Below are 18,466 nucleotides of genomic sequence, written 5' to 3'. Positions count from 1 at the left end.
CGATAGTTCCTAAACCGGCGAAACGGTCACGCCCACCGCGCCCGGACCGACGTGCGCGCCGATCGCGGAGCTGACCGTGGTCACCAGGAACCGCCGCACGCGGGGCAGCTTGGCGCGCAACTGGTCCAGCACCGACTGCGCCCGCTCCGGCGCGGAGAAGTGCTCGACGGCGATGTCCACCTCGCCGCCGCCGGCCCGGCCGACCGCGATGTCGATCATCCGGCGCACCGCGCGCTCCCCGCCGAAGACCTTGTCCAGCGGCGCGACCCGGCCGTCGGCCATGGTCAGCAGCGGCTTCACCGACAGCGCCGACCCGAACAGGGCCGCCACCGCGCCGATCCGCCCGCTGCGCCGCAGGTACTCCAGGGTGTCCACGTAGAAGAACTCGCTGTTGCGCCGGAAGTTCTGCTGGGCGGCGGTGACCACGCGCCGCGCGTCGCCGCCCGCCGCCGCCACGGTCGCGGCGGCCACCACCGCGTACCCGAGGCTCATCCCGCACGTCCGGGTGTCCACCACGTGCACCGGAATCCGCGCCTGGTCGGCCGCCTGCCGGGCGGCTTCGGCGGTCTGCGACAGGTCGGTGGACACGTGCAGCGACACGATCGCCTCGGCCCCGGCCGCCGCCGCGTCGGCGTAGCTCCAGAAGAAAGCGCCCGGGTCGGGCGGCGACGTGACGATCTCCTCCTGGTCGCGCATGGCGTCCACGAGTCGGGGCAGCGGCACCCTGGCCTCGTCGTCCACCTGGTCACCGATGCGGACCTGGATCTGCGCCACGGTGATCCCGAGCTTCTCGGCCAACGGGGGCGGCAGGCACGCGGTGGAGTCGGTGACGATCGCTACTCGACGGTGCATGTCTGCCGACCCTAGCCGAGCGGGGGGTCCGTCTGCTGCCGCCGCAGGCAGGCACGATAGCGTTCGATCGGCCTTATGACGCTTGTGGGGATCGTCACGCGACATGGGTGCCCACCAGAGTGCCCACCCCTCCTACTCGCGGGTAACATCGGGGTGGCCGACACCACCATGCCATTGCGGCGATGACGTGGCAGGGTCACGGATCACACTGGAGCACCCGGCGACCGGTCGCAGCGCACCCGCTCGCCCGAACACCGCCGCCCGTCCGCAGGAGGTCGAAGAGGACCCATGAACATTGTCGTCCTGGTCAAGCAGGTGCCCGACACCTGGTCCGAGCGCAAGCTCACCGACGCCGACCACACCCTGGACCGCGAGTCCGCGGACGCGGTGCTCGACGAGATCAACGAGCGCGCTGTGGAAGAAGCGCTGCTGCTCCAGGAAGCGCACGGCGGCGAGGTGACGGTGGTCGCCATGGGTCCCGGCCGCGCCACCGACGCGATCCGCAAGGCGCTGTCCATGGGCGCGGACAAGGCGATCCACGTCTCCGACGAGTCGCTGCACGGTTCCGACGTGCTGAGCACCGCGAAGGTGCTGGCCAGGGCCGTGGGCACGGTCGAGGGCTTCGACCTCGTCATCGCCGGCAACGAGTCCACCGACGGCCGCGCGGGCGCGATCCCCGCCATCCTGGCCGAGCTGCTGGGCCTGCCGCAGGTCACCCAGGTGCGCAAGCTGTCCGTCGAGGGCGGGGTGGTCAAGGCCGAGCGGGAGACCGACGAGGGCCTGACGTTCATCGAGGCGGACCTGCCCGCCGTGGTCAGCGTGACCGAGAAGATCAACGAGCCGCGCTACCCGTCCTTCAAGGGCATCATGGCGGCGAAGAAGAAGCCGGTGTCGACCCTCTCCGTGGCGGACCTCGGTTTCGACGCGGGCGAGGTCGGTCTCGGCGCGGCCTGGTCCGAGGTGCTGGAGGCGGCCCCGAAGCCGCCGCGCGGTGCCGGTCAGCGCGTCGAGGACTCGGGTGACGGCGGTTCGAAGATCGCCGAGTACCTGGTCGGCCAGAAGCTCATCTGAAGGCGAGGAGGGAACACATGTCTGAGATCCTGGTCCTCGTCGACCACGTCGACGGCGAGGTCAAGAAGGTCACCCATGAGCTTCTATCCGCCGCGCGCCGTCTCGGCGAGCCGTCCGCGGTGGTGGTCGGATCGCCCGGCACCGCGGGCAAGGTGAAGGAGTCCCTGGCCCGCTACGGCGCGGCCAAGGTGTACGCGGTGGAGTCCGACGACGCGGTGAACCACCTCGTCACGCCCAAGGTCGACGCGCTGGCGACGATCGCGGGCACCGCCTCCCCGGCCGCCGTGCTGGTCTCGGCGACCACCGAGGGCATGGAGGTGGCCGGCCGGCTCGCCGCGCGGCTGGGCTCCGGCCTGCTGGTGGACGTCGTGGACGTGGACGGCGACGGCGTCGGCACGCAGTCCGTCTTCGGCGGCGCGTACGTGGTCAAGTCCCGGGTGAGCACCGGCGTGCCGGTCATCACCGTCCGCCCCGGCGGGGTGGAGGCCGCGGAAGCCCCCGGTGACGCCGTGGAGGAGTCGGTCGCGCTGCCCGTCGCGGACGCCGCCAAGGTGACCCGGGTGACCGGCCGCGAGCCGATCGTCGGCGGCGACCGCCCGGAGCTGACCGAAGCGTCCGTCGTGGTGTCCGGTGGTCGGGGCGTCGGCTCGGCGGAGAGCTTCGCCGTGGTCGAGAAGCTGGCCGACAGCCTGGGCGCGGCCGTGGGCGCGTCCCGCGCTGCGGTGGACTCCGGCTACTACCCGCACCAGTTCCAGGTCGGCCAGACCGGCAAGACGGTCTCGCCGCAGCTCTACATCGCGCTGGGCATCTCCGGCGCGATCCAGCACCGCGCGGGCATGCAGACGTCCAAGACGATCATCGCGGTGAACAAGGACGCGGAAGCCCCGATCTTCGAGATCGCGGACTTCGGCGTGGTGGGCGACCTGTTCTCGGTCGTGCCGCAGCTCACCGACGAGGTCGGCGAGCGCAGGGGCTGAGCCCCTCCCGGGCACCGCTCCGGTGACGAGGGTCGTACCGCGTTCTCGCAGGTGCGGCCCTCGTCGCCGGTCCGCGCACCAGGGTTTCACCGACCTGCCACCGATGCGTCACCGGAACGGCCTGCGGGAGTTCGCCGTCCGGTCGGTACACCAGTGCCATGACGCAGCCCCAACTGCTTGTCAGCACCGGGAACCGCACCGCCGGAGACGCGCCGCGGTACTCCCTGCTGGTCGCCCGCGACAGCGCCGAGGTGGTGGCCGCGCAGAGACTGCGCCACCGGGTCTTCGCCGGGGAGATGGGCGCGATCCTGCACTCGCCCGTCGCCGACCACGACGTCGACCCGTTCGACGAGCACTGCGACCACCTCGTGGTGCGGGACGACCGCACCGGCGAGATCGTCGGCACCTACCGGATGCTGCCGCCCGAGCGCGCCGCCGCCGCGGGCGGGCTCTACTCCGACACCGAGTTCGACCTGTCCCGCCTGGCGGCGCTGCGGCCGGGTGTCGTGGAGACCGGCCGGTCGTGCGTCCACCCCGACCACCGCAACGGGGCGGTCGTCTCCCTGGTGTGGGCGGGCATCGCCCGCTACATGCTGCTGTCCGGCCACTCGTGGCTGGTGGGCTGCGCGTCCGTGCCGCTGCACGACGGCGGCTCGTACGCGGCCGGCGTCTGGGACCAGGTGCGCGCCAAGCACTACGCGGCCGAGGAGCACCGGGTGACGCCGCTCAGGCCGTGGGACGTCGACGCGGTGGCGCGCCCGGCCAAGGCCGTCCTGCCGCCGTTGCTGAAGGGCTACCTGCGGCTGGGCGCGCGGGTGTGCGGCCCGCCCGCGCTGGACGGGGACTTCGGCGTGGCCGACCTGTTCGTGCTGCTGGGGATGGAGCACGTCGACCAGCGCTACCTGAAGTTCTTCCTGGGCGAGACATCATGAACCCGGCCCACGCGTGGATGCCGTACTCGCCGTGCGGCGACGGGTGCGTGGACCGCGCCACCCCCGCCGTGGGCGTCTTCCGCGTGGTGTGGCGGGTCGTCGCCGCGCTGGCGGTGCTGTGCGGCGGGCTGCTCGTGGTGGCGGGGCTCGCGGTGTGTCGCGGACCCGCGCGGGAAGCGTTGCTGCGCCGGTGGTTCCGCGCCCTGGTGCGGGCGTTCGGCGCACGGCTGACCGTCGTGGGGGGACCGCTCTTCCAGGCCACGCCCGGTCGTGGCGTGCTGGTGGTGTCCAACCACGTGTCGTGGCTGGACGAACTGGCGATCGACGCGGTGCAGCCGATCCGGCTGGTGGCCAAGCGCGAGATCCGGGACTGGCCCGTGCTGGGGCCGCTGATCACCGCGGCCCGCACCGTCTACCTGGACCGGGAACGGCTCTCGCGGCTGCCGGGGACGGTGGCCGAGCTGGCGTCCGCGCTGCGCGACGGCGCGGCCGTCGGCATCCACGCCGAGGGCACCACGTGGTGCGGCCTGGCCTCCGGGCGCTACCGGCCGGCGTTGTTCCAGGCCGCCCTGGACGCCGGCGTGCCGGTCCGGCCCGTGGTCCTGCGGTACCTGGTCGGCGGCGAGCCCACGAGCCGGGTGGCGTTCGTCGGGACGGACACCCTCGTCGACTCCCTGCTGCGGGTGCTGCGGCTGCGCGGGCTGGTCGTCGAGGTCCGCGTGCTGGACGAGATCGCGCCCGGCCGGGCTGTCGACCGGCGGGAACTGGCCGGGCTGGTCCAGTGGGAGTCGGAGCGGGCGCTGTACGGGGAGGTGCTGGTCCCGATCCAGCGCGTGCACCGCAACAGCCGGCAGGCGGACGTGCGGCGAACCGCCGCGCGCCGCTGAGCCCGGCGGACCTCGGCGGGGGTGCGATCGCCTGCGCACCCCCGCCGTGCCGTGCCCGCGCGGCGGCCGACCGGCGGTGTGCGCTGCGTCCTTCCGCGTCATATCACCTTGACCTCGACCGGGGGCGAGGTTGAACCATGGGCGGGTGGCCACCACCGACGCGGGGCGCGAACCCGGCACGACGACCAAAGCCCGGCTCTGGACCCCGGAACGGCGCGGACCGACCGTCGGCATCGTCCTGCTCGTCACCCTGCTCGCGTTCGAGAACATGGGTGTCAGCACCGCCATGCCGCGCATGGTGGCCGAACTCGACGGCAACGACCTGTACGCGTGGCCGTTCCTGGCCTTCCTCGCCGCCAGCGTCATCGCCACCGTCCTGTCCGGGCGGCTCAGCGACCGGCGCGGCCCGCGACCCAGCCTGCTGATCGGGCCCGCGCTGTTCCTGGTCGGGCTGGTCGTCGCCGGCCTCGCGCAGGACATGCCGCAACTGCTGCTCGGCCGGGTCCTCCAGGGGCTCGGCGGCGGTGCCCAGGTGGTGGCCGTCTACGTGCTGATCGGCCTGGTCTACCCCGAGCGCGACCGGCCCGCGGTGTTCGGGCTGCTCTCCAGCGCCTGGGTGGTGCCGTCGCTGGTCGGACCCGCCGTGTCCGGCTGGCTCACCGAGGCGCTGTCCTGGCGGTGGGTGTTCCTGGGGCTGGCCCCGTTCGTGCTGCTCGCCGTCCTGCTCGTGGTCCCGGTGCTGGGCAGGCTGCCCGCGCACCGGCCCGACCCGACCCGGCGTCGCGGCCTGCCGCTCGCCGCCCTGGGTGCCGGCACCGGCGTGGCGGCCCTCAGCTGGGCCGCGCAGCACCCGACCGGCGTCAACCTGGTGATCGGCCTGGTGGGGCTGGGCGTGCTGGTCCCGGCCCTGGCCGTCCTGCTGCCCAAGGGCACGCTGCGGGCCCGGCCCGGCCTGCCCGCGACGATCCTGGCCCGGGGGCTGCTGGCCGGCTCGTTCTTCGCCGCCGAGGCGTTCATCCCGCTCACCCTGACCTCGGTGCACGGCTACTCGGCCATCGCCGCCGGCATCCCGCTCACGGTGAGCGCCCTGGGCTGGACCGCCGGCTCGTGGTGGCAGTCGCGCAAACCCGACATCCCGCGCGCCACCCTGGTCCGCTGGGGTTTCCTGCTCAACGCCGCCGGCGTGGCCGGAGTGACGCTCGTCGCACCTTCGTGGGGCCCGGCGTTCCTGACCCCCGTGCTGTGGGCCGTCGCCGGGGCGGGCATGGGGATGGCCATGTCGAGCCTGAGCGTGCTCACCCTGGCCGCCTCCACCGACGTGGACCGGGGCTTCAACTCGGCGGCGTTGCAGATCAGCGACATGCTCGGATCGGCGTTGCTGATCGGGCTCGGCGGGGTGCTGGTCGGCGCGTTCGCGTCGGCTCGGGCACCCACCGCCGGAGTGGTGCCGTTCGACCTGCTGATGGCCGCCGTCGCGGTCCTCGGTGCCGTGCTCGCGAGGAGGTTGGGCCGGGCTACCCTGGTGGACTGATGGCCTACTTCGACCACGCCGCCACGACCCCCATGCTCCCCGAGGCGATCGAGGCGATGACCAGGGCGTTGTCCACCACGGGCAACGCCTCGTCGCTGCACACCTCCGGGCGGCGGGCGCGGCGTGCGGTCGAGGAGGCCCGCGAGGACCTCGCCGACGCCCTGGGCGCGCGCCCCTCCGAGATCGTGTTCACCAGCGGTGGCACCGAGAGCGACAACCTGGCCGTGAAGGGCGTGTACTGGGCCCGGCGCACCGACCGCCGGCGCGGGATCGTCGCGTCCGGCGTCGAGCACCACGCCGTGCTGGACACCGTGCAGTGGCTCGCCGAGCACGAGGGTGCGGCGGTGACCTGGCTGGAACCCGACGAACTCGGTCGAATCCGGCCCGAGGCGCTGGCCGAGGTGCTGGACGACGACGTCGCCCTGGTGACCGCCATGTGGGCGAACAACGAGGTCGGCACCGTCAACCCGGTGCCCGAGCTGGCCGCACTGGCCGCCGCGCGCGGAATCCCGTTCCACACCGACGCGGTGCAGGCCCTCGGCGCGGTGCCGGTGGACTTCCGCGAATCCGGTGCGAGCGCGCTGACCCTGTCCGGGCACAAGGTGGGCGGCCCGTACGGCGTGGGCGCGCTGCTGCTGGGCCGGGACGTGCGGACGACCCCGCTGCTGCACGGCGGCGGGCAGGAGCGCGACGTGCGCTCCGGGACGCTGGACGTGCCGGCGGTCGTCGCCCTGGCCACGGCGGTCCGGCACGCGGTGACCGAGCAGCTCGCGCGCGCCGGCGAACTGGCCGCGCTGCGCGACGAGCTCGTCGCCGCGGTGCGCCGCGCGGTGCCGGACGTGGTCCTCAACGGCGACCCGGTGCACCGGCTGCCCGGCAACGCGCACCTGACCTTCCCCGGCTGCGAGGGCGACAGCCTGCTGATGCTGCTGGACGCCAAGGGGATCGAGTGCTCGACCGGGTCCGCGTGCACGGCCGGCGTCGCGCAGCCCAGCCACGTGCTGCTGGCGATGGGCGTCGAGCCGGTGCTCGCGCGCGGCTCGCTGCGGTTCTCCCTCGGGCACACGTCGACCACCGGCGAGGTGCGGGAGCTGGCCGAGGCGATCGGACCGGTGGTGGAACGCGCCCGCACGGCGGGCATCGCGGGGATGAAGCGACTCAAGGCGGGGGTGTGAGCGGGATGCGGGTGCTGGCGGCGATGAGCGGCGGTGTGGACTCCGCCGTGGCCGCGGCGCGGGCGGTGGCGGCGGGTCACGATGTGACCGGCGTGCACCTCGCGCTGTCGGCGAAGCCGGGCACGTTGCGCACCGGCGCGCGTGGCTGCTGCACGGTGGAGGACGCGCGGGACGCCCGCCGCGCCGCCGACGTGCTCGGCATCCCGTTCTACGTGTGGGACTTCGCCGAGCGGTTCACCGAGGACGTGGTGGAGGACTTCGTCGCGGAGTACGCGGCGGGCCGCACCCCCAACCCGTGCCTGCGGTGCAACGAGCGGATCAAGTTCGAAGCCCTGCTGGACAAGGCGATCGGCCTCGGCTTCGACGCGGTGTGCACCGGCCACTACGCCCGGCTGTCCACCGCCGGCGGCCGGGTGGAGCTGCGGCGCAGCGCCGACGACGGCAAGGACCAGTCGTACGTGCTGGCGTCGCTGACCCGCGAGCAGTTGGCGCACGCCCTGTTCCCGCTGGGCGACTCGACCAAGGCCGAGGTGCGGGCCGAGGCGGCGGCGCGCGGGCTCCAGGTCGCGGAGAAGCCGGACAGCCACGACATCTGCTTCATCCCGGACGGCGACACCCGCGGGTTCCTCACCCGGCGGCTGGGCGAGCAGCCCGGGGTGCTGGTGGACGACGAGACCGGCGCGGTGCTCGGCCGGCACGTCGGCGTGCACGAGTTCACCGTGGGCCAGCGCAAGGGCCTGGGCATCGACGCGCCCGCGCCGGACGGCCGGCCGCGCTACGTGCTGTCGCTGGAGCCGGTGTCGGGCACGGTCCGGGTGGGCGCGGCGGAGAAGCTCGCGGTGACCGAGATCGTGGCGCGGACCCCGGTCACCCGGATCGAGTTCACCGGACCGGTGGAGTGCGTCGCGCAGGTGCGGGCGCACGGCGGCCTCGCCCCGGCGGTGGCCGAGCTGGTCGACGGCGAGCTCCACGTGCACCTGCGCGAGCCGCTGAGCGGTGTCGCGCCGGGCCAGGCGGTCGCGGTCTACCGCCCGGACGCGGCGGGCGACCTGGTGCTGGCCAGCGCCACCATCAGCACCACCCGCTGACCCCGCGTCCCGCCCGGTCACGTCCTCCACGAGCCGCGTACGTCGACGCGCGACTCAGGGCGTCCAGTCGGTGTTCGCCCCGCACAGCACCACGCACACCGTCCCCGGCACGCGCCCGTGCAGCCACGCGGCGAACGGCACCGCCGCCGCCGGTTCCACGGCCAGCCGGAACTCCTCCCACAGCCGGTCCCGCGCCGCCAGCAACTCGTCGTCGCCGACCAGCACCGAGGACACCGACGACGCCCGGAGCACCTCGAACGGCACGGTGCCGACCCGGCTCGCGCCCAGCGCCGACGACGCCACCGAGTCCACCACCGAGTCGACCGGCCCACCGGCGGCCAGGGCGTCGTGCAGGGCCCGGCAGTTCTCCGGCTCCACGGCGGCCACGTGCCGCCCGGACAGCGCCGTCCCGGCCGCCAGCCCGCCACCGCCCACGGCCACCGCGATGACGTCCACCTCCGGCGCGTCCTCGACCACCTCGGCCGCGACCGTGCCCTGCCCGGCGATGACGCACGGGTCGTTGTAGGCCTCCACGTAGAACCCCGACGCCTCGCGCGCCGCCTCCACGGCCTCCGCGTAGGTGGCCCCGGCCCGGACGAGCCGCGCGCCCGCCGCCTCGATCCGCCGCACCTTGCCCTCCGGTGCGCTGACCGGCACGAACACCGTGGCCCGGCTGCCGAGCAGGTGCGCGGCGGCGGCCACGCCCAGGCCGTGGTTGCCGCCGGACGCGGTGACGACCCGGTCCGGCACACCGGCCGCGAGCAGCGTGTTGACCGCGCCGCGCAGCTTGAACGAGCCGGTGAGCTGGAGGTGTTCGAGCTTGAGCACGAGCGGCCGGCCGTCGACCTCCACCCGCCACAGGGGTGTGCGGCGGACGTGCGGGCGGATGCGGTCGGCTGCGGCACCGACGTCGGGGGTCATGCCACCAGGATGCGCCTACCCGGTGAGCCCCTCGTAGACCCACATGACGAGCGTCACCGCCCCGACCACGAAGCACAGCAGCACCACGATCAGGCCCGCCAGCACCAGGACGTTCGTGACCCACGACGAGTCGCGGTCGTCGGCCACCGCGAGCTCGGCCCGGAGCTGCTCGGACACCGCGCCCCGCAGCGCCGCCAGCCGGATTCGCGCGGTCTCCGTGGTGGCCTCGCCGCCCACCCAGTTCAACGACGCCAGGCGGGCCTCGGGGGTCCGGTAGGCGCGTTCGAACGCCGCGATCTCGGCCTCGTCGCGGTGGTCCGCGAGGTAGCTCCAGCGCCCGGCCTGGGCGGTGTCGCCCAGCACCCGGTAGACCTCGGCGAGCCGGTCCCGCAGGTCCAGCCGGTCCGGGTAGCTGGTGACCAGCCCGACGAGCCGTTGCCGGGCGCGCAGGACGCCGGCCAGATCACCACGTCCTACCTCTTCGGCGGCCTTGCGAAGCGTGAGCTCGACAGGCATGGCCCCCATCGTCCCAGCCGGTGCAACCGTAGGATCCTCGGGTGATCGGGGTGTCGGTGGCGGCTTTCGGCCTGGCCTGGTGGCTGGGGCTGTACCTGGTGGCGCGGAATCCGCGCAAGCCCGTGCTGCACCGGGCCGCCGCCGGCCTGGTGGCCTACGCGGCGGCGTTGGCGCTGCCCGTGCCGCCGGTCGTGCTCGCGATCCCGGCGGTGGCGTGGACGGGCGCGATCGTGTGCCGGCTACCCGAGCGCCACGACCGGTGGTGGCGGTGGAGCGCGGTGCCGTTGCTGGTGGTGGCGTGGTTCGTGCCCCTGGTCGTGCTGGTGCCCCTGGGTGTCGCGGTGGTCCTGCACGTCCGGCGGACCGGGGCGCTGTGGGGCGTGGCGACGGTGATGTTCCTGCTCGGCTCGGCACTCGTCCTCACCGGGTTCACCCCGTCGGTGCTGCTGGTCGCGGCGATCGGGGTGGACCTGCTCCTGTTCGGCGTCCTGGTGGCGCTGCGCGACGCGTTCGACGAGGGCGAGGCGATCCGCGCCGACATGCTGCGCTCGCTGCTCGGGGCGGCGGGCCTGGCGGTGGTGTTCGGGGGTCAGGTCGCGCTGTTCCTGGACGACCGGCTCACGCCGCTGCTGTTCGGCACGGTGGCGGCGGCCATCGCCCTCCAGGTGCTGGCGAACCCGTTGGCGGCGATCGTGGACCGGGTGGCCGTGCCGTCGGTGGCCGCGAACCGGGCCGAGCTGCGCGACGCCGCCGAGGCGCTGCCGAAGCTCGACCAGCGGACCGCGCTCGACGAGCTGGACCTGGTGAAGTCCACCCGGCGCGCGCTGAGCGGGTACGGCGACCTGGCGAAGCTGGTCGCGAACCCGCTCACCCGGCTGCCGGTGATCGACGCCCGGCTGGCCGCGCGGGGCGCGCCGGACCAGCCGCTGGAACGGGCCGCCGAGTTGAAGGCGCTGTTGCTGGAGGGCATTCTCCGGTTGAAGCCCCGGGACGGCGAATTCGGCACCAGCGACGAGTGGCGGCACTACAACGCGCTCTACTTCTACTACGTGGTGGGAATCCGGCCGTATTCGCGCCGGACGAAACGCGAGGACCTCGACCAGAACGCCCGGAAAGCGTTGGCGTGGTTCACCGACCAGGTCCCCGAGCGCACCCTGCACAACTGGCAGAACGCCGGGGCCAAGCTGGTGGCCGCCGACCTGTCCGCGCGGGTGCCGGACTGACGCGGACCCCGGTCGACCTGCCGGAACTGGCAGTTGTTGGCAGTGTTCGACGTGGTGCCGGCAGTGCCCGCGACCCTAACTTCAGGGCCATGACGACAACTCGGGTCCGCGATGACGATCTCCTCCGCTTCGCACTCAAGCTCGACGGCCTCGGTTCGGCCGCAATGGGCGTCCTGATGATCCTGGTGGACGCGCCGCTGGGTTTGCCCCGGGCACTCGTGATCGGGCTCGGCCTGTTCCTCGTGGTGAACGGAGCGGCTTTCTTCGCGCTCGGGGTCAAGCCCGTCCGGCCATTGGTCGGCGCGGCGGTGGTGCTCAACTTCGTGTGGGTGGTGGACAGCTTCCTGACCGCTTTCGCGGGCTGGTTCCCGGTCACCACCCTCGGCATGGTCGTGATCGTCGTCCAGGCGGTCGTCGTGGTCGGGTGCATCGCCCTCCAGGTGGTGGGCCTGCGCCGCGCGGCCTAGGAGCGCCCTGGGAGCGGCTCAGGAGCGCAGGGTCCGGCTCCGGCCGCGGAACTCGGCCACCACCTCGTCGCCCCGGCGCACGGTGATGTCGTAGATCCCGCTGCGCCCGACCCGGACCCGCTCCACCGCGTTGGCGACGAGTTCGTCGCCCACCCCGCACGGCACCAGGAAGTCGATCTCCGCCTGCGCCGCGACCGTCACCGAACCGGGTCGGTTGCAGGCGCAGGCGAACGCCGTGTCGGCGAGCAGGAACACGTACCCACCGTGGGCGATCCCGTGACCGTTGATCATCCGCTCGGTTACCGTCATCGCCAGCGTGGCGGAACCGTCCGCCAGGGCCAGCGGTCTGATCCCGAGCGCGGTCGACGCGGGGTCGTTGGCGAGCATCTGCGCGGGTCCGTCCATGGCTGCACTCTAGGAGGTCGGGTGTTCGGCGCGAAGCGGCGCGAGGAAGCGCTCCGGGCCCGGGTTGCGGAGCTGGAACACCAGGTGGCGGCGCTGTCCGCGCGGGTGGAGGCGGTCCGGCCGCCGGCCGACGCGGCGCGGGAGGTCGGGCCGGCAGCGGCGGACAACGCCGTGACGCCCCCGGAGCGGCGTGCCGAACCGCCGGGCACCGGCGGGCCGCGCGCGGACGGGCTGCTCAACACCGTCTACCGGGCCGACGTGCTCGGGTTCGTCGCGGTCTACGTCGGCGAGGGCCTCACGTCGAACGTGACGCTGCTGGTCGGCGCGGAGAACCCGCCGAGGGGGTGCGTGGGCGTGCTGGACGTCGGCGGCGAGCGCAACTGCTACGCCGGGGCGATCGTGCGGCCGGGCGAGTACTGGCTGGCCGCGTCGACCCGGAAGACGCCGAACCCGGCGTTCAGAATCCACTTCACCCCGCTGTTCTGACCGTGCCGGCCGAGATCGGCCGGGCGGTCGCCCCGTTCGCCGTGGCGGTCGTGGTGCGGGGAGGCGACGAGGAGTCCCCGGCGGGGTGTCCGTGTCCCTGCTGACCGACGCCGGCGAAACCGTCCGGACATGTGGCGGCGGGGGCAGGCGTCGTGCGTACGCCTGCCCCCGCCACCGTGCAGGGATTACTGGGTGAAGCCCTTGAAGATGTTCGTGAACTCGTACTGGGACTGGGCGATGCTGCTGCACGTCGGCGAGATGCCGCCGCCCGGGCAGGAGCCGTTGTCCCGGCCGACCGACCAGAACCCCAGCAGGCCGATCTTGTTCGTGTTCGCCCAGGCGACCAGCTTGGTGGCGTGCGCCTGGTTGAAGATCTTGCCGTTGTAGTTGCGGCCGATCATCGGGGTCACGCCGAGCAGGCGCTTGAGCTCCGCGTCGGACTTCGCCGGCCAGATCGTCTTCATCTGCTTGAGCGACGCCTCGGCCGCCGCGATCACCGCGTCGCCCCAGTCCGCCCGGGACGTGCCGAACTCCATGGTCATCGGGTTGACCAGGACGGTGAGGCCCTTCGCCGCCGCGTTCTGGAGGATCTGCACCGAGTACGGGTCCATGCCGTAGTCGTCGCCCTGGATGCGCATCGTGTAGCTGATCGCCGTCCCGCGCTCGGTCTGGAGCTTCTTCAGCGCCGTGTTGACCAGGTCGTGCGGGATGGACGCCTCGACGTCCACGTCCAGGTGGTTGCTGCCGACCGCGTCGAGCACCTTCTTGTACGCGCCGACCAGGGCGTCGGCCGTGGAGCAGGTGTACTCCAGGTACGGGCCGGCCGCGCCGCCGGTCGCCACGATCACGTCGCCGCCGAGCGCCTTCAACGCCTTGACGTCGTTGATGATCCGGCTGTCGTTGAGCGGGATCGTGCCGCCCCAGGACGGGTTGCAGCCCGAGCTGTCGGCGAGCGCGAACGCCAGCGTGTACACCTTCTGGCCGGTCGCGCGGGCCATCGACTCCAGCGACGGCGTGGGCATCGTGATGTCCACGTACGGCGCGGACTTGATGCCGCCGGGCGGCGGGGTCGTGGTGGTGGTCGTCGTGGTCGTGGTGGTCGACGTCGTGGTGCTCGTGGACGTCGTGGTGGTGGGGGACGACGAGGTCGACCACGTGGTGGTGGTGGTCGGGTTCGGCGACGTGGTGGTGGGCCCGCCACCGCACGACTGGCCGTTGAGCTTGCAGTTGGCCGGCAGGCCCGCGCCACTCGCCAGGAAGCCGAACGAGGCGGACTTGCCCGCCGCGAGGGTGCCGTTGTACTCGCGGTTGGTGAACGTGTGGTGGTTGCCGGAACTGGTCAGCGTGGCGTCCCAGTAGGAGCCGGGCTTGGTGCCGGCCGGCAGGTCGAACTCCAGCTTCCAGTTCGACAGCGGCGCGTTGCCGGCGGTGATCGTGTACTTGCCCTGGTAGCCGGAGCCCCAGGACGAGTCCTGGGCGAATACGGCGGTGGGCGTGGCGGCTGCGCCCGCCGGGGCGACCAGGACGAGGCCGGTGGTCACCGCTGCGGCGAGGCCGGCCGCGAGGGCGGCCAGGGTCTTGCGCTTGTTCGACATGGCACTTGCTCCCGTGGCAGGGGGACGGGGTTTGGAAGTGGTGCGGGAGCGCGGGGCGCGGCGCGCCCCCACACCACGTCGTGTGCGGTGCCGTCGCAACTGTCAGCACCGACAATGTGACGGTAGGTGGCCTAGACCACCTCGTCAATGGGTCTAGACCTTTTCAGTTTTCACCCCGTCAAAACCGGGGGTGGGAGACTGGGTCCCGTGGATCACGCACCTTGGCCCGCCGGCACCGCCACCGGCATCGGCTCCCTGCCCGGAACCGACCCGCTGGAGGCCGCGCGGATCGTCCTCGGCGAGCTGCCCGAACTCCCCCACCTGCCCGAACTCCCCGCGCGCGGGGTCGGCGCGGACATCATCGGCCGCACCGCCGCGCTGCTCGTCGACCTGCCGGTGGAGGTGGTGACGGCCGGCTACCGGACCGCCGCGCACGCCGGCAAGGACCACCGGCGGGGGGTGGACTTCCTGCGCCGCGACCTCGACGCGTTCGACGAAGCGGCCGACGGGCGGATGCCGGCGACGGTGAAGGTCCAGGCGGCCGGGCCGTGGACGCTGACCGCCGGCATCGAGCTGATGCGCGGGCACCGGGTGCTCACCGACCCGGGCGCGCTGCGCGAGTACACCGCGTCGCTGACCGAGGGGCTGGCCCGGCACGTGGCCGAGGTGGCGAAGCGGACCGGCGCGCGGGTGGTCGTGCAGCTCGACGAGCCGGCGTTGCCGGCCGTGCTGCGCGGGCTGCTGCCCACGCCGTCGAAGCTCGGCACGGTGGCGGCGGTCCCCGAGCCCGACGCGCGGGCGCTGCTGCGGTCCGTGGTCGAGGGGGTCGGCGCGGACGTCGTCGTGCACTGCTGCGCGGCCAAGCCGCCGATCACGTTGCTGCGCGGCACGGGCGCGAAGGCGGTCTCGTTCGACGTGTCCGTCCTGGACGCCGGGATGTGGGACGAGGTCGGGGAGGCGTGGGAGGAGGGCACGACGCTGTTCCTGGGCCTGACCCCGGGCCTCGACCCGGTCCGCCCGCCCGCGCTGCGCGACATCGCGAAGCCGGCGCTGGACCTGGTGGACCGGCTGGGGTTCCCGCGCTCGATCCTGGGCACGCACGCGCTGCCCACCCCGACGTGCGGGCTGGCCGGCGCGAGCGCCGGGTGGGTGCGGCGGGCGCTCGAACTCACCCGCGAGACCGGGAAGGCCTTCGCGGAGCCGCCCGAGAGCTGGTGACCGGTCCGGTCGGCGGCTACTCCCCCCAAGTAATCAGGGAAGTTTCTTTACTTGAGGCCACCGCCGCCGGCCGGCCGGACCGTGCTGTCCGGCCGGGTCGAGGCGGGCGCGCGACCTCGCCGTCGTTCAAGGTCGGCGACGGCCTGTTCGCCCCGGTCGCCGCCGGTCCGCTCAAGCCCGCCGGTCCGACCGTCGACGTCGAGGGCGGCTGGTTCGACGCCGGCGACTTCGTCAAGTTCACCCACGCCTCGGCGTACGCGACGGCGTCGCTGCTGTCCGCCCAGCGCGACCGGGAGAACCCCGCGCCGGCGGCAGAAACCCGTTTCGGCCTGCGGTGGCTGGACAAGGTGTGGGACGCCGACGAGCTCAGCGTCGAACCCGGCGACGAGAAGTACTTCATCAAGCACCGCCCGGTGTTCCGCGCGAACGAGCCGGGCGAGGAGATCAGCCCGAACCTGGTCCGCTCCCACCTGCAACAGGCGGCCTCCCTGTTCGCGCCGGCCGAGACCACCGACGTGGGCGAACTGGCCTCGGCGTTCCCGCACGCCTACCACCCCGAGGACTCGTGGGCCGACGACCTGGCGTTCGGTGCCACCCAGCTCGCGCCGGCGGGCAGGGCGTTGCGGGACTCGCGGTCCGCCGGCTGGGCCAAGGCCGCCACGCACTGGGCCACTACGACCTGGTCAAGCTGCTGCGCGCGGGCGTCCCGGGCGCGGAGGTGACCGAGGCACAGGTGGTCGGCGACCTGCGCCGGCAGCTCCAGTCCGGCGTGGACAGCGCGGCGCGCAGCCCGTTCGGCACGGCGGCGAACGTGACGGCGTTCGACGCGTTCGGCGTGCGGCAGCGCAACTTCACGCTCGGCGCGAACGCGGCGGCGGGCGCGTGCTGGTCGGCGCGGTGGTCAACGGGCCGAACGACGCGGCGCTGTTCGAGGACCCGCGCTCGCGGCCCGGGGCGTTCGACGGGCTCCCGCCCACCCCGGCGGGAGCCCGTCCGCGTCACAGCCGCTCGAACGGCTCCGCGTAGCGGAACGCGCCGCGCTGGTTGGGCCGGTGGGCGTGCAGGGCCCGCACCTGGAAGTACGCGCCCCACTCCGGGACGGGCGCGTCGACGCCGAGTCCGGCGGCAGGCCGGAAACCGAACCGGGAGTAGTAGGCGGGGTCGCCGAGCAGGGCCACGAGGGGTTCGCCGAGCGCGTCGGCCGCGCCGAGCACGGCGTGCACCAGCGCTGAGCCGACGCCCTGCCGCTGGTGGTCCGGGTGCACGCTCAACGGCCCGAGCCCGAGCGCCGGCGTGTCGTTCACCGTCGCCCGCGTGCACACCACGTGCCCGACGACCGCGCCGGAGGCCGACTCGGCCACCAGCGACAGCTCCGGGACCCAGCCGGGGTCGGCGCGCAGTTCGCCGACCAGCCACGCCTCGCCGCCGGGGTTGGCCGCGAACGCCGCGTCGGTGACGTCGGTGATGGCCTGGACGTCGTCGGGGGTCTCGCGTCGGATGAGCATCGGGCGAGCCTACGACGCGGTGAGGTGCACCCCCGAAGGCATTTCCGCACCGCGCAGGAAACCCAGCAGCACGTTCTGGAACGCCCGCGCGGCGGTCGTCGGCGCGACGTCCGTCCGGTGCGCGAGCCCGACCGTCCGGGTGGTGGCGGGGGTGAGCGGCGTGCCGTGCAGGGACCGGGTGGCCAGCACGGTGCTCGGCACGATCGCCACCCCCAGCCCGACCTCGACGAACCGCAGCACGGCGTCCATCTCGCCGCCCTCGACGGCGAACTGCGGTTCGAACCCGGCGCGCCGGCACGCGGCCAGCGTCGTCTCGCGCAGGTCGTAGCCGGGCCGGAACATCACCAGGGGGTGGTCGGCCAGGTCGGGCAGGCGCAGCCGGGGCACGCCGAGCGGCGCGGCGGACGCGACCACGAGCTCCTCGCGCAGGACGGGCCGGATGGTCAGCGCCCGGTTCGCGTCCGCCGGCGACACGATCACCAGCGCCAGGTCCAGGTCGCCGGCCTCCAGCGCGGCCACCAGGTCCCGCGACCCGCTCTCGGTGACCGACACCCGGATACCGGGGTAGGCGTCGTGGTAGCGCTTGATGACGTCGGCGAACAGGCTGCCGCAGAGGCTGGGCGTCGCGCCGACCCGCACCCGGCCCCGGCGCAGCCCGACCAGCTCGGCCACCTCCAGCCGCGCGGTGTCCACGTCGGACAAAATCCGGTTGGCGACCGGCAGCAGCGCCTCGCCGGCGGGGGTGAGCGCGATGTTGCCGCGCGCCCGGCTGAACAGCTCCGCGCCCAGCTCCTTCTCCAGCGCGTGGATCTGCTTGGACAGTGAGGGCTGCGCCACACGGACCTCCTCGGCGGCCTTCGTGAAGTGCCGCGTCCGGGCCACTGCCAGGAAGTATGCCAACTGCTGGAGCGTCATAGCCCCAGGCTATCGTTCCGCAGCTCACGATGTATTGGACGACTCGTCGTCCCGGTTCCTAGCGTCGGTCGGGTGGAGACGATCCGGCTTTACCGCAGCACGATCGGCAAGAAGGCCGTCATGGCGGTCACCGGGGCCGCGATGTTCCTCTACGTCATCGCGCACATGCTCGGCAACCTGTCGATCTTCGCCGGACCGGGCGCGCTCGACGCCTACGGCAGGTTCCTGCGCGACATCGGGGCGGTCTGGCCGGTGCGGGTCGGGCTGCTCGTGTGCGTCGTCCTGCACTTCGTCGCCGCCTACCAGCTCACCGTGCGGGCCCGCAGAGCCCGTGGCCGCTACGAGCACCGCCGGGTCGTGCAGGGCTCCTACGCCGCGCGCACGATGCGGTGGGGCGGCGTGATCATCGCCCTGTTCGTGGTCTACCACCTGCTCGACCTCACGGTCGGGTGGCTCAACCCGAACGGCGTGCACGGCGCGATCCACGCCAACGTCGTCGCCGACTTCCAGCACTGGTACGTGGTGCTGGCCTACGCGGTCGCCGTGCTCGCGCTGGGCTTCCACATCCGGCACGGGGTGTGGAGCGCGACCCGGACGCTGGGCGTGACCACCTCGCGGGTGACCGGCCTGGTCGCGGCGGTCGTGATCTGCGCCGGTTTCCTCTCCGTCCCCTTCGCCGTCTTCACCGGATTGGTGAGCTGA

Annotated in this window: 21 protein-coding genes; 13 read left to right on the top strand and 8 right to left on the bottom strand. The window is 73.4% G+C overall.

Annotated elements, in window-relative coordinates; translation table 11 throughout:
* Positions 1-9: 9 nt before the first annotated feature.
* A complete protein-coding gene (locus tag AB0G01_RS15050) occupies positions 10-852 on the bottom strand; it encodes a DegV family protein (protein WP_360944852.1) in 843 nt (280 codons plus the stop codon).
* Positions 853-1,140: 288 nt separating this feature from the next.
* Between AB0G01_RS15050 and AB0G01_RS15045 the strand changes: the two genes are divergently transcribed.
* From AB0G01_RS15045 to mnmA, 7 genes are all read left to right on the top strand, one after another.
* Positions 1,141-1,923, top strand: coding sequence for an electron transfer flavoprotein subunit beta/FixA family protein (locus AB0G01_RS15045; protein WP_360944849.1), 783 nt, complete (start codon positions 1,141-1,143; stop codon positions 1,921-1,923).
* 17 nt (positions 1,924-1,940) lie between these two features.
* Positions 1,941-2,900 carry an electron transfer flavoprotein subunit alpha/FixB family protein gene (locus AB0G01_RS15040; RefSeq protein ID WP_360944846.1) on the top strand — a complete coding sequence of 320 codons (960 nt, stop codon included), beginning with the start codon at positions 1,941-1,943 and terminating at the stop codon, positions 2,898-2,900.
* Positions 2,901-3,058: 158 nt separating this feature from the next.
* Positions 3,059-3,832, top strand: a complete 774-nt coding sequence (locus AB0G01_RS15035) for a GNAT family N-acyltransferase (RefSeq protein WP_360944843.1) — start codon at positions 3,059-3,061, stop codon at positions 3,830-3,832.
* On the top strand, positions 3,829-4,719 hold the full coding sequence (locus AB0G01_RS15030) for a lysophospholipid acyltransferase family protein (protein WP_360944840.1): 891 nt from the start codon (positions 3,829-3,831) through the stop codon (positions 4,717-4,719). The genes AB0G01_RS15035 and AB0G01_RS15030 overlap by 4 nt, the downstream gene beginning before the upstream one ends.
* A 145-nt stretch (positions 4,720-4,864) precedes the next feature.
* A complete protein-coding gene (locus tag AB0G01_RS15025; RefSeq protein WP_360944837.1) occupies positions 4,865-6,250 on the top strand; it encodes an MFS transporter in 1,386 nt (461 codons plus the stop codon).
* On the top strand, positions 6,250-7,425 hold the full coding sequence (locus AB0G01_RS15020; RefSeq protein ID WP_360944834.1) for a cysteine desulfurase family protein: 1,176 nt from the start codon (positions 6,250-6,252) through the stop codon (positions 7,423-7,425). Before AB0G01_RS15025 ends, AB0G01_RS15020 begins: the two co-directional genes overlap by 1 nt.
* 5 nt (positions 7,426-7,430) lie before the next feature.
* Positions 7,431-8,513: a tRNA 2-thiouridine(34) synthase MnmA gene (mnmA, locus tag AB0G01_RS15015; RefSeq protein WP_360945286.1), complete on the top strand. Its 1,083-nt coding sequence runs from the start codon at positions 7,431-7,433 to the stop codon at positions 8,511-8,513.
* Between the two features lie 54 nt (positions 8,514-8,567).
* Here the strand turns inward: mnmA and AB0G01_RS15010 are convergent, their stop codons facing one another.
* Both AB0G01_RS15010 and AB0G01_RS15005 read right to left on the bottom strand, forming a co-directional pair.
* Positions 8,568-9,434: a serine/threonine dehydratase gene (locus tag AB0G01_RS15010; protein WP_360944831.1), complete on the bottom strand. Its 867-nt coding sequence runs from the start codon at positions 9,432-9,434 to the stop codon at positions 8,568-8,570.
* A 15-nt stretch (positions 9,435-9,449) separates the two neighbouring features.
* On the bottom strand, positions 9,450-9,950 hold the full coding sequence (locus AB0G01_RS15005; RefSeq protein ID WP_360944828.1) for a DUF6584 family protein: 501 nt from the start codon (positions 9,948-9,950) through the stop codon (positions 9,450-9,452).
* Positions 9,951-9,991: 41 nt separating this feature from the next.
* Between AB0G01_RS15005 and AB0G01_RS15000 the strand changes: the two genes are divergently transcribed.
* Positions 9,992-11,173 carry a hypothetical protein gene (locus AB0G01_RS15000; RefSeq protein ID WP_360944825.1) on the top strand — a complete coding sequence of 394 codons (1,182 nt, stop codon included), beginning with the start codon at positions 9,992-9,994 and terminating at the stop codon, positions 11,171-11,173.
* An 89-nt stretch (positions 11,174-11,262) separates the two neighbouring features.
* Entirely contained in the window at positions 11,263-11,640 is a 378-nt protein-coding gene (locus AB0G01_RS14995) for a hypothetical protein (RefSeq protein ID WP_360944822.1), read from the top strand.
* An 18-nt stretch (positions 11,641-11,658) separates the two neighbouring features.
* Here AB0G01_RS14995 and paaI read toward each other — a convergent pair whose 3' ends face one another.
* Positions 11,659-12,045 carry a hydroxyphenylacetyl-CoA thioesterase PaaI gene (gene paaI, locus AB0G01_RS14990; RefSeq protein WP_360944819.1) on the bottom strand — a complete coding sequence of 129 codons (387 nt, stop codon included), beginning with the start codon at positions 12,043-12,045 and terminating at the stop codon, positions 11,659-11,661.
* A 21-nt stretch (positions 12,046-12,066) separates the two neighbouring features.
* Here paaI and AB0G01_RS14985 point away from each other — a divergent pair, with 21 nt between their 5' ends.
* Positions 12,067-12,531, top strand: coding sequence for a hypothetical protein (locus AB0G01_RS14985; RefSeq protein ID WP_360944816.1), 465 nt, complete (start codon positions 12,067-12,069; stop codon positions 12,529-12,531).
* A 185-nt stretch (positions 12,532-12,716) separates the two neighbouring features.
* On the opposite strand, the gene AB0G01_RS14980 is transcribed toward AB0G01_RS14985, so the two are convergent.
* Positions 12,717-14,126 (bottom strand): cellulose binding domain-containing protein, encoded by a 1,410-nt coding sequence (locus AB0G01_RS14980; protein ID WP_360944813.1) that lies wholly within the window; start codon positions 14,124-14,126, stop codon positions 12,717-12,719.
* Positions 14,127-14,333: 207 nt separating this feature from the next.
* Here AB0G01_RS14980 and AB0G01_RS14975 point away from each other — a divergent pair, with 207 nt between their 5' ends.
* Both AB0G01_RS14975 and AB0G01_RS14970 read left to right on the top strand, forming a co-directional pair.
* Positions 14,334-15,344: a methionine synthase gene (locus tag AB0G01_RS14975; RefSeq protein ID WP_360944810.1), complete on the top strand. Its 1,011-nt coding sequence runs from the start codon at positions 14,334-14,336 to the stop codon at positions 15,342-15,344.
* Positions 15,341-16,066 carry a glycoside hydrolase family 9 protein gene (locus AB0G01_RS14970; RefSeq protein ID WP_360944807.1) on the top strand — a complete coding sequence of 242 codons (726 nt, stop codon included), beginning with the start codon at positions 15,341-15,343 and terminating at the stop codon, positions 16,064-16,066. The genes AB0G01_RS14975 and AB0G01_RS14970 overlap by 4 nt, the downstream gene beginning before the upstream one ends.
* Here the strand turns inward: AB0G01_RS14970 and AB0G01_RS14965 are convergent.
* Genes AB0G01_RS14965 through AB0G01_RS14955 form a run of 3 tightly spaced genes read right to left on the bottom strand, consistent with a single transcriptional unit; the run spans position 16,017 to position 17,764 of the window.
* The gene (locus AB0G01_RS14965) at positions 16,017-16,346 is read right to left on the bottom strand and encodes a hypothetical protein (RefSeq protein ID WP_360944804.1); all 330 of its coding nucleotides are present in this window, start codon (positions 16,344-16,346) and stop codon (positions 16,017-16,019) included. The two genes, AB0G01_RS14970 and AB0G01_RS14965, sit on opposite strands and share 50 nt — an antisense overlap.
* Positions 16,343-16,849 (bottom strand): N-acetyltransferase, encoded by a 507-nt coding sequence (locus AB0G01_RS14960; RefSeq protein ID WP_360944801.1) that lies wholly within the window; start codon positions 16,847-16,849, stop codon positions 16,343-16,345. Before AB0G01_RS14960 ends, AB0G01_RS14965 begins: the two co-directional genes overlap by 4 nt.
* Positions 16,850-16,858: 9 nt before the next feature.
* Positions 16,859-17,764, bottom strand: a complete 906-nt coding sequence (locus AB0G01_RS14955; RefSeq protein ID WP_360944798.1) for a LysR family transcriptional regulator — start codon at positions 17,762-17,764, stop codon at positions 16,859-16,861.
* Positions 17,765-17,836: 72 nt separating this feature from the next.
* On the opposite strand from AB0G01_RS14955, the gene AB0G01_RS14950 reads away from it, so the two are divergent.
* Positions 17,837-18,466: a succinate dehydrogenase cytochrome b subunit gene (locus AB0G01_RS14950; protein WP_360944795.1), complete on the top strand. Its 630-nt coding sequence runs from the start codon at positions 17,837-17,839 to the stop codon at positions 18,464-18,466.

The organism is Actinosynnema sp. NPDC023587 (assembly GCF_040640215.1).
Classification (GTDB): Bacteria; Actinomycetota; Actinomycetes; order Mycobacteriales; family Pseudonocardiaceae; genus Actinosynnema.
The sequence above is the reverse complement of the archived record's forward strand: the minus strand, read 5'-3'. Positions and strand labels throughout refer to the sequence as shown.

Coding starts and splice junctions, on each gene's coding strand:
- AB0G01_RS15010 (WP_360944831.1), bottom strand. CDS start 9,434: ATGACCCCCGACGTCGGTGCCGCAGCCGACCGCATCCGCCCGCACGTC.
- AB0G01_RS15045 (WP_360944849.1), top strand. CDS start 1,141: ATGAACATTGTCGTCCTGGTCAAGCAGGTGCCCGACACCTGGTCCGAG.
- mnmA (WP_360945286.1), top strand. CDS start 7,431: ATGCGGGTGCTGGCGGCGATGAGCGGCGGTGTGGACTCCGCCGTGGCC.
- AB0G01_RS15040 (WP_360944846.1), top strand. CDS start 1,941: ATGTCTGAGATCCTGGTCCTCGTCGACCACGTCGACGGCGAGGTCAAG.
- AB0G01_RS14980 (WP_360944813.1), bottom strand. CDS start 14,126: ATGTCGAACAAGCGCAAGACCCTGGCCGCCCTCGCGGCCGGCCTCGCC.
- AB0G01_RS14955 (WP_360944798.1), bottom strand. CDS start 17,764: ATGACGCTCCAGCAGTTGGCATACTTCCTGGCAGTGGCCCGGACGCGG.
- AB0G01_RS14995 (WP_360944822.1), top strand. CDS start 11,263: ATGACGACAACTCGGGTCCGCGATGACGATCTCCTCCGCTTCGCACTC.
- paaI (WP_360944819.1), bottom strand. CDS start 12,045: ATGGACGGACCCGCGCAGATGCTCGCCAACGACCCCGCGTCGACCGCG.
- AB0G01_RS15020 (WP_360944834.1), top strand. CDS start 6,250: ATGGCCTACTTCGACCACGCCGCCACGACCCCCATGCTCCCCGAGGCG.
- AB0G01_RS14960 (WP_360944801.1), bottom strand. CDS start 16,849: ATGCTCATCCGACGCGAGACCCCCGACGACGTCCAGGCCATCACCGAC.
- AB0G01_RS15030 (WP_360944840.1), top strand. CDS start 3,829: ATGAACCCGGCCCACGCGTGGATGCCGTACTCGCCGTGCGGCGACGGG.
- AB0G01_RS15005 (WP_360944828.1), bottom strand. CDS start 9,950: ATGCCTGTCGAGCTCACGCTTCGCAAGGCCGCCGAAGAGGTAGGACGT.
- AB0G01_RS15050 (WP_360944852.1), bottom strand. CDS start 852: ATGCACCGTCGAGTAGCGATCGTCACCGACTCCACCGCGTGCCTGCCG.
- AB0G01_RS15035 (WP_360944843.1), top strand. CDS start 3,059: ATGACGCAGCCCCAACTGCTTGTCAGCACCGGGAACCGCACCGCCGGA.